General features: G+C 61.3%; 11 protein-coding genes and 1 pseudogene. 1 reads left to right on the forward strand and 11 read right to left on the reverse strand.

The genetic code is table 11. The annotated features are described in order from the left end of the window. The 10 genes and pseudogenes from ABNG04_RS17165 to ABNG04_RS17210 all read right to left on the reverse strand — a co-directional run. Positions 1 to 289 (reverse strand): hypothetical protein (locus ABNG04_RS17165; RefSeq protein WP_371163653.1); only part of this gene is annotated, 289 nt, incomplete at its 3' end. 96 nt (positions 290 to 385) lie between these two features. Then, positions 386 to 520: pseudogene (locus ABNG04_RS17170) on the reverse strand (hypothetical protein); the annotation flags it as partial. Between the two features lie 157 nt (positions 521 to 677). Then, positions 678 to 1,502 carry a hypothetical protein gene (locus ABNG04_RS17175; protein ID WP_371163586.1) on the reverse strand — a complete coding sequence of 275 codons (825 nt, stop codon included), beginning with the start codon at positions 1,500 to 1,502 and terminating at the stop codon, positions 678 to 680. A gap of 131 nt (positions 1,503 to 1,633) precedes the next feature. Beyond that, a complete protein-coding gene (gene glmS, locus ABNG04_RS17180; RefSeq protein ID WP_371163587.1) occupies positions 1,634 to 3,496 on the reverse strand; it encodes a glutamine--fructose-6-phosphate transaminase (isomerizing) in 1,863 nt (620 codons plus the stop codon). Positions 3,497 to 3,498: 2 nt separating this feature from the next. Then, a complete protein-coding gene (locus ABNG04_RS17185) occupies positions 3,499 to 4,674 on the reverse strand; it encodes a sugar phosphate nucleotidyltransferase (protein ID WP_371163588.1) in 1,176 nt (391 codons plus the stop codon). Between the two features lie 72 nt (positions 4,675 to 4,746). Next, a complete protein-coding gene (gene glmU / locus ABNG04_RS17190; protein ID WP_371163589.1) occupies positions 4,747 to 5,955 on the reverse strand; it encodes a bifunctional sugar-1-phosphate nucleotidylyltransferase/acetyltransferase in 1,209 nt (402 codons plus the stop codon). Positions 5,956 to 5,981: 26 nt separating this feature from the next. Further along, entirely contained in the window at positions 5,982 to 7,310 is a 1,329-nt protein-coding gene (gene glmM / locus ABNG04_RS17195; protein ID WP_371163590.1) for a phosphoglucosamine mutase, read from the reverse strand. A 226-nt stretch (positions 7,311 to 7,536) separates the two neighbouring features. Further along, complete coding sequence (locus tag ABNG04_RS17200) at positions 7,537 to 8,829, reverse strand: Cdc6/Cdc18 family protein (RefSeq protein WP_371163591.1); 1,293 nt, start codon at positions 8,827 to 8,829, stop codon at positions 7,537 to 7,539. Between the two features lie 1,118 nt (positions 8,830 to 9,947). Further along, a complete protein-coding gene (locus ABNG04_RS17205) occupies positions 9,948 to 10,832 on the reverse strand; it encodes a DUF7964 domain-containing protein (protein ID WP_371163592.1) in 885 nt (294 codons plus the stop codon). Beyond that, on the reverse strand, positions 10,829 to 11,800 hold the full coding sequence (locus ABNG04_RS17210; RefSeq protein WP_371163593.1) for a DUF7983 family protein: 972 nt from the start codon (positions 11,798 to 11,800) through the stop codon (positions 10,829 to 10,831). Before ABNG04_RS17210 ends, ABNG04_RS17205 begins: the two co-directional genes overlap by 4 nt. Before the next feature lie 105 nt (positions 11,801 to 11,905). On the opposite strand from ABNG04_RS17210, the gene ABNG04_RS17215 reads away from it, so the two are divergent. Further along, complete coding sequence (locus ABNG04_RS17215; protein ID WP_371163594.1) at positions 11,906 to 12,265, forward strand: hypothetical protein; 360 nt, start codon at positions 11,906 to 11,908, stop codon at positions 12,263 to 12,265. Positions 12,266 to 12,280: 15 nt separating this feature from the next. Here the strand turns inward: ABNG04_RS17215 and ABNG04_RS17220 are convergent, their stop codons facing one another. Then, positions 12,281 to 13,189, reverse strand: a complete 909-nt coding sequence (locus ABNG04_RS17220) for a hypothetical protein (protein ID WP_371163595.1) — start codon at positions 13,187 to 13,189, stop codon at positions 12,281 to 12,283. Positions 13,190 to 13,191 lie beyond the last annotated feature (2 nt).

The raw sequence follows: 13,191 nt of genomic DNA on the forward strand, positions 1-13,191 counted from the left end.
CCACATCCACATCCATCCGAATGGTTTCCCCAGCAGTGAACTCGTATTCCCGCTGTAACGGATTGGTTACGAAGTCACTAACGACAGAGACATGTGCCAAGTTTCCATGAATGCTCTCCGCTGAATCATAGAGCCGCGTACGATGGAATTCGCCCGACGTGACGTTCGTTCTACCCCACGTCACTTGGCCGGCAATCAGATTGAGGCCATCCGAAGGGATCGTGAGTTCCCCCGTGCTGGCATCAAGCGGTGACTCAGGGAAATCATTCAGTTCGACAGAATCGAACATTAGAGTCGTCTGATTGCCCCTTGGGATGGTCTGTTCAGTTGAGCGATACACTTCCAGCGTCGGTTGAACTGGACGCCCGTCCGTTGTATCGCCATCACCGACTGTTAGAATCCCACTTTCTACATCCTGGACCAGTTCGCCTGCTGCTGGCGTGAATGACGCGAGCTTCGAAGTATCGCCTCGTTTCGCTGCGAGATAGATCGATCGGGTCCGAGGTCCCGTACTCCCCACAGTCCGACGGCTAGACGAGGAGACACCCGTGGAAGATGGCCAGACAGAACGTGTACAGCTAGGACATCACCCGATTCGACAGCGGATCATCGAGATTCTCGATCACATCGATATCTCGCTGTCCGAACGGCCGAGAGATACTATACGTTGATTCTTGTTAGGGTCTCAGCGAATCGATGTCAATTCGCACTGCCGCACGCGAGCTGAACGCTCCACGCACGATACCGTAGACGGAGCCGAAGAAGACACCGTACACCAGCAACGCAGCCAAACTACCAAGATGGAGGAGCGGAATTCCGACTCCGGAGACAACAGCGAACGCCACGGGAACGACGATCAGCCACACACCCACCCCAATCAAGAGCCCAACGCCTGCGGTTGACACGGGATCGATACGCGTCGGTTCGGAGAGCGTGACCTCCAATAGCACCGAACAGACCACGCCGAGCGCACACCCAGCGAGAATCGTCAGCAGCGCACCCACGAGCACGCTGGAGCGTCCGATAAGTCCGGCCACAAGCGAGAAACCGTCCTGGACGCTAACGGCGACCCAGAGTGCTAACGTCGCGAGGGCACTCGCGAGAACGGTTGCGACCCCCGTTACGAGCACGTGTTCAACCGGTCGGCGAGCAACGAGCGCCGCACGTCGAACTCGACCTGCGGTCCAAAACCCGGCAACGCCGATCAGAAACGCGGTGATGGAGCCGAACACGCTCGCGTCGTAGCGTGCTCTGACGGCCGGCCGATCGAGCGTGTAGTGGAACCCGAACAGATCTGCCCACGGCGTGTTGTGGAGCGCGTACAACGACTCCGCGGCAATGGGTGCGATGTTGTGGATGTCGGGAGCGAGTCCCCACAGGCCTCCAAGCGGGATCAGCCAGATCGCGTGTTCGCGATCGAAGTCGTACCGAAGCACGAACGGCACCGCCGCCGTGAGTAGAAGGGTGGCGCCGAGTAAAAAGTGCGCAATTGCGGGGGCCATACGCGATCCTCTGCGAGGAATCGAAAAAAGTCTCCTGCTGCCGATTCGACTTATGGATCAGTCAAATTGGACGAAGTCAGTCAATTTCTACCCCGAGCACAGGTCCGTTCCATGAGGCGAGAGCGGAATATTCACTCGACGGTAACGCTCTTCGCGAGGTTCCGCGGCTTGTCGATCGGTCGGCCCTTCTCGTTCGCCACGTGATACGCAAATAACTGCAGGTACACGTTCGCCACCAACGGCTCGACGATCCCGACGTCGGGCACGTCGAACGACACATCCAGCGTGTTGTACTCCTCGCCGTCGGAGACACACCCCAGCGCCGGCGCCCCGCGCGTCTGCGCCTCGGTGACGTTGTTCATCGTTTCGTCGGCCCGGGCGCCGTCGGTCAACACGGCCAACACGGGCGTGTCGGGAGTCACCAACGCTAGGGGCCCGTGTTTCAGCTCGCCCGCGGCGAACCCCTCGGCGTGGTCATACGAGATCTCTTTGAGCTTCAACGCGCCCTCCAAAGCGACGGGCACCCCTAACGCTCGCCCCACAAAAAAGAACGCCTCGCTGTCCCGGTACTCGCGAGCGGCCTCTCGAACCTGCGGTTCCTCGTCGAGCACCTGCTGGACTGCACCCGGAAGCCCTTGCAGGTCCTCCAGGACCGACCGCGCGTCGGCGGCCGCAAGCGCGCCGCGGTCGCGACCCACGGCCACCGCGAGCATCGCGAGCGTCGCCACCTGCGAGGCGAACGTCTTCGTCGCGGCGACGCCGATTTCCGGGCCGGCCCTGATAAACGCCGTCCCGTCGACCTCCCGCGTCACCGTGCTTCCGAGGGTGTTCGTCACGGCGAACGTCCGCGCGCCCGCGGCGTTCGCGCGCCGGACCGCGCCGAGCGTGTCGGCCGTCTCCCCGCTCTGGGTCACAGCGACCACCAGCGTCCGGTCCGGGGTGCGTCCCGCGCCGAACTCGTACTCGCTGGCGATCTCGACTGTCGCACGTACTCCCGCGAGCTCCTCGAACAGCTGCGCGGCGTAGCGGCCCGCGTAGTTGGAAGTGCCGCAGGCAACGATCTGGATCTCCTCCAGATCGGCGAGAAAGCCCGGCGGGAACGAGACGTCGAGCTCGACGTCGCCGGCGTCGACGTCGAGGCGTCCCGCGATCGTCTGGCGGAGCGACTCGGGCTGCTCGTGGATCTCCTTGCGCATGTAGTGTTCGTACCCGCCTTTCTCGGCGGCGTCGGCCTCCCAAGTCACGGTCTCCACACCGCGGTCGACAAGGTCGCCGTCGGCGTAGATCTCGACGCCGTCGGCTGATAGCGCAGCCACGTCGCCGTCCTCCAGATACATCACATCGCGAGTGTGCTCGAGGAACGCGGTCACGTCGCTGGCGACGAACGTCGCGTCGTCGTCCCGGCCCAACACGAGCGGGCTCCCGCGGCGCGCGACGACGATCCGGTCGCCGGTCTCGCGGACCGCACAGATCGCGTAGCTCCCTTCCAAGCGATCTTCAACGGCTTGGACCGCATCGAGGAGATCTAGTTCCGGATCGGCCGCGAGTTCCGCCTCGATCAGATGCGGGATGACCTCGGTGTCGGTGTCGCTCGTGAACTTGTGATCAGACAATTCCCGTTTTAGCGCCTCGTGGTTCTCGACGATCCCGTTGTGGACGACCGCGACGTCGCCGGCGCAGTCCGTGTGCGGGTGGGCGTTCGCGTCGGTCGGCGGGCCGTGCGTGCTCCAGCGCGTGTGACCGACGCCCAGCGTCGCGTCCGGGACGTCCGGCACGGTGAGGTTGTCCACCTCGCCCGACCGCTTCGCGACGGTGAGCCCACTCGACGCGCCGACGAGCGCGACGCCGGCGGAGTCGTAGCCGCGGTACTCCAGGTTGCGAAGCCCCTCGTGGACGATGTCGCCGACGCCGGTGACCCCGCCGTCGCTCGTGGTGTCGTCGCCACTGTCGTCCAACACGATCCCGTCGCCGATGTAGCCGGTGATCCCACACATGGTTACCCCCTCCGGACGACCGCGCCAGATTCGATTCGGTCGTCGATGACGACCCCCGCGTCGGCGTCGACGTCATCGCCAACGACCGCGCCGTCCGTGAGCGTCGCGCCCGCCCCGACCGACGCGTTATCGCCGACCACGCCGGCGAGTGCCACGCCGTGGTGGACCGCGTCGCCGACGACGACCGTCGCCGCCTCGCCCGCGACCGTCGCGTTCGGGCCGATTCGCACGTTGCCCGCGACGATCGCGTTCCGGACCACGGCCCCGGCGCCGATCACCGCGTCGGGGAAAATCACCGCATTCTCGACGACCGCGCCCGCCTCGATCGTCGCATTGCTCCCGATCGCGGTGCTGCCACCGATCGTCACGTTGGGGCCGACGCGGACGTTGCCCGCGAGGGCCACGTCGTCGGCGACGGTCACCGAGTCGCCGAGGACGAGACCGTCAGCCCCAGTCTCGCTCGACTCGCCGATCAGCGCCGCGTTCACGGTCAGCAGGTCCCAGAGGTTCGACACGTCGAGCCAGCGGCCGTCGTATCGCACCGCCGACAGCGACTCGTTCGCGGCGAGGTCGTCGAGCGTCGCCGTGATCGCCAGCTCGCCGGGCGCGTGCGTCTCGCGGATCGCGTCGAATATGGCCGGCGAGAACGCGTAGACGCCGGCGTTGATCTGGTTCGTCTCGACGGTTCCCTCCGGCTTCTCGTCGATGGCGGTCACACGCTCGCCGTCGAGGCTGACGACGCCGTACTGACGGGGATGCGCCACGCTCGTGACCGCCATCGCGGGGAGGTCGGCTTCAACCGCGCTGTCGCGCAGTTGCGAGACGATCTCGGGGTCGACGATCCGGTCGCCGTTGAGCACGACGAAAGGCCCGTCGACGACCGGCTCGGCCTGTAACACGGCGTGACCGGTTCCCAATTGGGTGGCCTGCTCGACGTATTCGATCGTCACACCCCAGTTGTCGCCGTCGCCGAAGTGGTTCCGGATGCGTTCCTGCTTGTAGCCGACGACGAAGACGATCCGGTCGATCGCGGTCGCCGTGATCGCCTCGACCACGTGTTCGAGAAGCGGACGATTCGCCACCGGGACCATCGGCTTCGGTCGCCGGTTCGTCAGCGGGGCTAGCCGACGCCCCTCACCCGCGGCGAGGATCACCGCGGTCACCGAGTCGTTGTTCATGAATTGACGTTTACCCGCCCGGGTGTTAAATCGCTCGCGAGCGCGTCGGCGCCCCGCCGGCCGACGGCGACGCTACTCCGAGAGCCGGTCGCGCGTCAAGGACTCGCCCGGCCCGGTCGCCTCGTCGGCGCCGAGCTTCACGCCGGCGTTCAGCGAGGTGTTGATCCCCGTCTTCGCGCCGTCGCCGACGATGACACCGAGCTTCCGGCGCCCGGTGTCGACGCGGTCGCCCTTCACGCCGAGGCGGACGTTCTCGCCGTCGTGGCGGAGGTTGGCGACGTTCGTCCCCGCACCGAAGTTCACCGCGCGGCCGAGTACCGAGTCGCCGACGTACGAGAGGTGGCCAACCGAGGCGTCGGCCATCAGCACCGAGTTCTTCACCTCGACCGCGTGGCCGACGTGGGCGTCCGGACCGATCACCGTCGCCCCGCGGACGTACGCGTTCGGCCCAACGTCAGCGCCCTCGCGGATCAACGCAGGTCCCTCGACGTAGGCTCCCGAGCGCACTCGCGCGCCCTCCTCCACGACGACCGGCCCGTGGAGGTGGACGTCGTCTTCGACGGTGCCGGCGAGTTCGGGGTCGTCGTCGTACTCCGCGAGCGCCAGTTCGTTCGCCTCTAAGAGCTCCCACGGACGCCCGACGTCGAGCCAGGTGCCGTCGTACCGCGCCACGTCGATCTGATGGCCGTCGTCGAGGAGGAGCTCGATCGTTGTCGTGATCTCGTACTCGCCGCGTTCGCTCTCGGGTGTTCTGTCGATATACTCGAACACCTCTGGCCCGAACGCGTAACAGCCGACGTTCGCGAAATTCGTCGGCGGGTCGTCGGGCTTCTCGACGATGCCAGCAAGCGAGCCGTCATCAGCCGTCGAGAGTACGCCATACGCCCGCGGGTCCGGGACCTCGGTGGCCGCGACAGCCGTCCTCTCGGCCTCGGCGAGCGCTCGGGGGAGTGACGCGTCCACGACCACGTCGCCGTTGAGCACGAGGAAGTCGTCGTCGACGACCGGTTCGGCCTGTGCCACGGCGTGAGCCGTCCCCAGCGCCTCCGCCTGCTCGACGTAGTGGACCGGGTGATCCAGGTACGACTCCCCAATTGTCTCGCGGATCGCTTCTCCGCGGTAGCCGGTCACAACGACGAACTCGTCGACGACGTCGATCGCGGTGTCGAACACACGTTCGAGCAGCGAGCGGTCACCGACCGGCAGGAGCGGTTTCGGACGACGATCCGTCAGCGGCCGCATGCGGGTTCCGCGGCCGGCCGCGAGCACGACTCCGTACATGTGTGGGGTCGACGGCGGGCCGGGATTTAGCCGCTATGGTCGGCGGCGGCTCGATCGATGAGGTCCCGGGCCGTTTCGAATAGCCCCTCGGCATCGGCCTCGTCGCGCGCCTCGGCGGTGAGCCGCACCAGCGGCTCGGTCCCGCTCGCGCGCACGAGGAACCACCCTGCGTCCGTCCCCACCCGGATCCCGTCGAGCGTCGAGACGTCATCGAACTCCTCGCCGGCGAGGTCCGCGACGCGGTCGACAATCGCACGCTTCGCCTCGGTCCGCACCGAGTCCCGCCGGATCGGGTAGCCGGGCAGCGCGTCGACCGTCGCGGCCAGTGACCCCTCGGCGCCCACGATCGCGGCCAAGGTGCAGGCGGCGAGGGGGCCGTCGGGACACCGCGTCTGCTCGGGCCAGATCCACGCCCCGCTGGGCTCGCCGCCGAATACCACGTCCGGTTCTGTCGTGGCGGCGGCGACGTACGCGTCGCCGACGGGCGTGTACGTCACGTCAGCGCCGACGTCGGCGAGCACGTCAGCGACGAGGAGGCTCGTGTCGACTGGGACTGCCACGCGGTCGCCCGCCTTGACCTCGCGCCGGGCGAACAGCGCGAGCAGCGCGTCGCCAGAGACGAACCGGCCTCGCTCGTCGATCGCCATCATCCGGTCGGCGTCGCCGTCGTGGACGACGCCGAGGTCAGCGTCGGTTGCCTCGACCACCGCGCAGGCCGTCTCGCAGTTCGCGGCAGTCGGCTCGCTGGGCCGCCCCGGGAACCGGCCGTCGCGCTGCCCATTAAGCGTCTTCGCGTCACAGCCGGCCGCGTGGAGCGCGTCAGCGGTGACGCGCCCGACGCCGTTCCCGAGATCGACGACAACGGAGAGGTCGTCGGGAATGTCCACTGATTCGCGAAGTACACGTTCGTGATGATCCCGTGCGCCCCCTTGACGACGGTACTCGCCGAGCTCGTCCCACGCCACGAGCTCGAACGTCCCTGTCTCGATGAGTTTTGTGATGCGAGCGTTCGCATCCTCGTCAAACGCTCGCCCGTCGGCTGCCCAGAGCTTGATCCCGTTGTCGGGTGACGGGTTGTGCGATGCGGTGACGACGACGCCGGCGTCGGCCCCCTCGCGGACAACGCTTCTGGCGACGGTCGGCGTCGGCTGGACGCCCACGTCGATCACGTCGCCGCCACACTCCGTGACACCGGCCGAGACGGCGCGACTCAGCGTGGGCCCGCTCTCGCGTGCGTCACGGCCGAGGACGATGCTCTCGGCGCCGTCTGTCACAAGTGCACGTCCGATATCGAGTGCGAGTGCGGCGGTGATCTCATCGCCGACGCGGCCCCGAACGCCGCTCGTTCCGAACATACTGCCGCTTCTATTCAAAATGAAAAGGTGTTTGTGATCTTTGCTAGCTGATGCGCAGACGAGAACCGTACGTGACCCGATATCAAGCAATCCGCGCCAGTGAAGTTGAGACTACAGTGGGCTTAGCGGGGTTGTGATGCGTGGTTTCAGGTGCGAGCTGAGAGTGCCGGTTGGTTTGTTGTTGGCGCATTTGAACTAGCAAAGAAGCAGGCGATTGCGGGCAGGTTCACTGGAGAATATCTTCAGGTGAGGAGACGCTTTCGAGGGTTTGTAGTCGGGGGTCTTCAGCGAGTGTCGCTGCGAGCACGATCGCCGGGCGGTGGTTCAGTTCGTGGTCCTTTTTGATCCCACGTCTGTCGCCGCGGCCCTTTCGTTCGCTCATCGTTACGCCGAGGAACTCCAATTCATCGAGGAGGTCCGAAACACGTTGGTAGCCAAGGACGTTTGATTCAACGTCCTTCGCGACGGTCTGATACCGATCATAGACTTGCGACGTTGAGGCGGTGTCGCCTCTCCCGTTAAGTCGCTTCGTCAGCGTATACAAGACCAGCTTCGCCTGATCCGGAAGTGTGCTGATGCTTTTCGAGAGGAGATCCGCTTCAACGAGGTCTCGTGCCTCGGTGACGTGGTTTTCGGTGACGGTCTCATCCATGTTCCGTCGCGCCATCATCCCGGCCTTGTTTAACAACTCGATCGCTTTTCGGGCGTCGCCGTGTTCGTCGGCCGCGAGCTCTGCTGCTCTTCCAATCGTGTTGTCGCCGAGGACACCTTCCTCGAAGGCATCGCGACGATTCTCGAGGATATTCTCCAGCTGTTCGGCGTTGTACGCCGAGAACACGAATTCGGACCCGCCCATCGAGCTTTTGACGCGCTGGTTGACCTTGTTTCGGAACTGTGTCGTCTTGTTGCTGATGAGCACGATGGAGATGTAGGTCTCTATCTCGTCGTTTTCACGGGCGCGAGAGAGGGCATGGAGGAGGTTATTGAAGTCTTTGAACAGATCGATCTCGTCGAGGATGATCACTAGCCCGTCGTAGTAGTCGTCGACGATGTCCCAGAGCTCCTCGGTGTACGTCTTCCAGCCGACCCCACGCTTAGGGGGTGGAGAGATGCTAGGTTGGGCTTTGACGCCGTATTTGTCGTCTAGTTCGTCGAAGACTGAGAAATATAGTGTTCGTGAAGCGCGGGTGATGGTGTTGTTGGCGTTACAGTCGACGTACACATTGGTCGCATGGACGCCGTTCTCTTGGGCACGTTCAGTGATTTTTGAAGAGACGTGCCGTGAGACGAGGCTCTTCCCGGTACCTGTCTTTCCATAGATTTGGATATTGTCCGGCACGTCGTTGTAAATAATATCCTCGAGGCTGAGTGCGACGTTCGTAATTTCCTCTTGCCGCCCGACAATTCGGTCTTCGTCGGGGACAGTACCGACCGAGACGAGAGACTTGTTCTGGAAGATTCGTGGCGAGCTCCCAATCACTTGGTCGACCGAGAATCCGCTATCGTCTGTGTCGCCCATGGTTCGAGGTTGTGCGTGGGGTGCATAAGTCTGCCGCCCCTAATTTGGAGTGAGTTTGCTGAGTATATAGGCTTCTACTCGGTTTTGCCGTAGATAAGAAATTATTCTATGCCCCCCAGTTTGGAGTGAGAGGCATCTCAACCCACCCCTAGTTTGGAGTGAGCATCTTGGAGATCTGATACGGGGAACCCCCGGTTTGGAGTGAGATTGTCAGAAAATTAATAGAGAGGGGGACCCCCAGTTTGGAGTGAGTGTATCAAGGGGATCGGCGGCGCAATAGAGCCGGGGAATTCCAGATGAACTAGTACTCTCCCTCACGGTGTGAGTTTTTTGAGATGATTCTCTTTTCTGCTTCTCGTATTGTCTGAGCCACCTCAACCCAGCCTCTTTACCGAGAGATAGACTAGAAAGAAATCGCTAGAATACAACCATCAGTTCGTCTCGACATATACTATACTACCACTAATACTGTAATATATATGTATTGGTAAAGGCAATCACTAAACAATAAAAATAGAGAATAAAGTGCTGTAATTGTCTGTTAGAGCTAACAAGAAGTTAGTGTTAGAGATTCTTTATATATCCCGTGCTATATTCTGGTGACCTCCCGAGTTCATGATGTCGGTTGGACCATCTCTTGTCTTCTGGGGACCTCACTCCAAACTGGGGGTCCCCGTGTGTGGACCACAGAAAGACGGCTGCGGGAGATCGTCTGAAGCGTCGATATTCCGGAGATCTGCAGCGGAAATGTGGGGTGGGAGGCTATCTTCCGCTCGAGTTTCACGACCTCAGCGCGAAGTGTGTCGAACTTCCGTAGCAGTCGTGGGCCTCGAAGCGGAAGTAGGCCAGAGGAATCGAGCAGACAAACTGTTCGAGTGAGTCATGGTCAGGATGCGTAAACCAGACACTTGAGACGACTCGAACGTCCGATTCTAACCCGGCGAGCGAGGTTCGATCGTACAGCGGTGTCGAGTCATATGTGGGCCACTCGACGTGCTGCTGGTGTGCGATCCGACGAAAGACACTCCGGCGAGACTCACAGGTTGGTGCCACTACGGGACGCTGGACATGTCACAGCCAAGAACTCGTTCTCTTCGACGGACAGTCAAGAGAGCAGACTACAGGTGGCCGTATCCCTTCCGTTCGAGTTCTGCTTCCAATTCGACATGCATCGCTTCAACCGTCTCTTCACCGAAATGCTGTCCCGTCATGACACCTGATATCTCTGCGATTTCAGCGTGCCACTCACGTACTGCGTCTGCAAGGGCCGCGAGGAGTTTTTCCTCCGTCTTGTCTACCCCATCGACTTCCTCAACGACCTGCCACCCCGGCTGGAAGTTTTCGAGGACGTACCCCGTATCCTCGAACTGAATCTCAAACCGCTCGCAAACCGCCCCGAACCCAGTTTCGAGACTGAGTAGTGGAATGACGTGGACGATATCATCGCGCTTCCCCAACTCACGAAGATCCGCAACGGGGACCGCAGTTTCAGGGAGCACTGAATAGAGTGGATCAGGGAGCGGCGGATCGCTTTCAGTGGTTCCCGGAGAGGCGTACTGGTCGTCGATAGGATCGCCTTTCTCTTTTACGATCTCCGGTTCTTTGTCGCTCGACTCATCACTGAGAACCTCCTTCAAGATGGCGTAGAACCGCCATTCATCGCCGTAGTCGTAGAGATAGCAGATGCGATCGTACTGTTCGAGACCGAGCTGTCGGGTCATCTCGCCGATCGTCACCTCACCGGCATTCTCAATCCGTTCCGTACGCAATACCGGATCGCCACCAAGCGACTCCTCGTACTCTTGCGGGCACTGGTATTTGACGGCGCTGTCCCAGTAGTCTTCACCCTCTCCGACGAACCAGAGGTGGCCCTGGTCAAGCCCGACTGCAGGGTTGATCGCCGACTGAAATTCAGTGATCGTTCTATCCGCGCCGACAACGAGATCCCGCCACAGTGACGTCGGATCGGGGTCGAACTTGACGCGAAAGCGGTAGGCAGTCATCCTTGCATCTCCGTACCTGTGCGGAAACTGGTGAGATCGTCGATACGCTGTTCGAGCTCTTCGATCTCCGCTCGGAGCTGGTTCGCCTCATCGTCCTCGCTAGCAGCGAGTCGGTCCTTCAGCCCCTGGAGCCGGGATTCTTTCACATCTTCATCGACCTCCGCTTTGCGAACGTATTCGCTTTCTCCGACCTCGTACACATCGGAGTCGGAGAGCGTAGTGACTTCAAGTGCTTCATCGACTTTCGAGCGGTCGACGCTCAGTACACGCTCACGGTCGATGCCAGCGTTCTCCAGCTGTTCCAGCACCTTCTCGTCGTCTTTGAGCGAGCGATTGCGTCGACTCGTCCGTTGGACAGAGCCGTACTGCCCGGACACTGGACGGTCGTGATGGAGTCGAGCGAGGAGGACATCCGCGACCTCTTGGCGGAAATCATTGGCATCTCGCTGGACATCCGAAAGCAGTGTGTAAAGATTCACCAACGCGTTCGTCTCTAGTTCAGGGAGATCTGTCACATCGTGACGTTCGAGTGCGTCGATGAGGAGGAGCGCGTCCGAGTAGACATCCAGTCCGTCGGGTTCTGTTCGTTCTTGATCTGTGGGTTCCTGTTCCGCGCCCACCACCTGCGTCGCCGTCGCGACCTCTGATTGTGTGATGACGCCAGCGTCCTCATCAACCTCGAACCGTGGATGGACACTCAACACCGCAGGGTATGGAGCCGCATCCGCCGGGAGACGATCGAGGTCAAACCCATCAGGGGCGTCCTCGATTCGGCGATAGAGCGTTTCGAACTGATCGCGCTGGAGCGGCCGCGTCTCACCTTTGTCTTCAAAGTGAATGATGACGCGAGCTTCTTGTACGTCAGTAATACGAAATCGCTGATGAGAGAGCGGCGTGATGAGCGTCGCACTCTCGGGAAGATCGTCGAGTTCGTCGAGAAGCGTGTGCCAGCTGGCGGTGAAAGACATATGCTGTGGTTGTGCGTCATTCCGACTAAATCTTGTTCACAACGCGGCCACATGGGTAGTGTTCGTAACAGATCGTCTGATACGTGTTTCTTCGGAACTACCGGTATGGCTGAGACGTACGCGCTCCGTGTTCAGATCGAGTCGCACGAGTACGATGGCGAGTTCTATCTCATCGGCGACGGATACGGAACCCCAGCAGATGTGTTGGACAACGTCGCTGCCGACCACCTCTTGCGAATCGCGAATGCGAAACATATCGAAGAATACCTGCTCAACGTGCTGAAACACGGAGAAAATACAGGCGAAGCCGAGTATGAGGCAACAGACAGCGATGTCGAATGCTGGATTCACGTCGATGTCTCCTACCAGAGGTACGCCTTCGGTGGTGGAGACAGAGTATTCGAGTTCTCAAGCGAACCGAGCAAAAGCGAAATCGCGTCGACTGTCACGCAACTCCGGTCGTAGGCTGTGTACTCCCGTTCAGGGATCGAAGTGGTAGATGTAGGGTTGGTCAGCCTTCCCAGCAGGCATAATCCCTTCGAGTAGCTTGCGAACCTCGGATTCGGATGGGGCACTAGTGATAATCCGATCATCGTAAATCGCTACATAGGCTTCATTGAGTCCCAACTCGCGCAGTTCGCGACCCAAGCTGCGGGCTCGGGCCTTCCCCATTTCCTGGTGGTAGATCCGCTCCAGTTCGTCGGTTTTCTCCCGCAACTGCTCGATCTCCGACGCATAACGCTCTCGGTTGCGCTTGTTCTTCATGTAGAAGCGCAACTCCTCGGCGTCCGTCTTTTCGTCTTCCTCGGGTACTGGAAGCGAGTCGATGATGCCGAAGCGATGTTTGGCCTCTTCGTACTCGTCATCGATGTCAGTACTGAGGGAACCCCCGAAGATGATGTTCTTGACCCCGATCCACCCGTCGTAGACGATCTGGTCCTCGAACGGCAATAGGACGACACTCGAAACTGGGACTGGAAGTGCGGACTCGTCCCACAGCTCGGCGAACGGAAGCCGAGCCGGGCGGACTGCGTAGGCTTGCGCCGGTTCTGTCCAATCGAGGAAGATCGCGTCGTCCTCGCGATAGCGGACGACGACGAACTCACCGGCGACGAAGTCAGTCCACGCTGCGACCTGTTCGAGATTGGTCTCCGACAGGTCGGGAGGGTTCTCTTCAACGAAGTCCTCTATCAACTCCATCGTCGACTCGCTGTACAGCGTGTTTCGGAGCGGGAGAAGCTCGTCAGTGTAGTGTTGTTCAAGATCAGCGACCGTTTCGATCTCTTCGATGACATCGAATCGGTCGTTGACATACACTAATAGATGAGCGTACAGATCCAGAAACCGTTGTTCGCTCTCTTCGGGCAGCCGCCTGTCGACTTCACTCATTG

Source organism: Halorubrum miltondacostae (assembly GCF_041379815.1).
GTDB lineage: Archaea > Halobacteriota > Halobacteria > Halobacteriales > Haloferacaceae > Halorubrum > Halorubrum miltondacostae.

Bases quoted from the DNA above. Each gene is read 5' to 3' on its own strand.
- glmU (WP_371163589.1), bottom strand. From the start codon at position 5,955: ATGTACGGAGTCGTGCTCGCGGCCGGCCGCGGAACCCGCATGCGGCCG.
- glmM (WP_371163590.1), bottom strand. From the start codon at position 7,310: ATGTTCGGAACGAGCGGCGTTCGGGGCCGCGTCGGCGATGAGATCACC.
- ABNG04_RS17205 (WP_371163592.1), bottom strand. From the start codon at position 10,832: ATGACTGCCTACCGCTTTCGCGTCAAGTTCGACCCCGATCCGACGTCA.
- ABNG04_RS17220 (WP_371163595.1), bottom strand. From the start codon at position 13,189: ATGAGTGAAGTCGACAGGCGGCTGCCCGAAGAGAGCGAACAACGGTTT.
- ABNG04_RS17175 (WP_371163586.1), bottom strand. From the start codon at position 1,502: ATGGCCCCCGCAATTGCGCACTTTTTACTCGGCGCCACCCTTCTACTC.
- glmS (WP_371163587.1), bottom strand. From the start codon at position 3,496: ATGTGTGGGATCACCGGCTACATCGGCGACGGGATCGTGTTGGACGAC.
- ABNG04_RS17215 (WP_371163594.1), top strand. From the start codon at position 11,906: ATGGCTGAGACGTACGCGCTCCGTGTTCAGATCGAGTCGCACGAGTAC.
- ABNG04_RS17200 (WP_371163591.1), bottom strand. From the start codon at position 8,829: ATGGGCGACACAGACGATAGCGGATTCTCGGTCGACCAAGTGATTGGG.
- ABNG04_RS17210 (WP_371163593.1), bottom strand. From the start codon at position 11,800: ATGTCTTTCACCGCCAGCTGGCACACGCTTCTCGACGAACTCGACGAT.
- ABNG04_RS17185 (WP_371163588.1), bottom strand. From the start codon at position 4,674: ATGAACAACGACTCGGTGACCGCGGTGATCCTCGCCGCGGGTGAGGGG.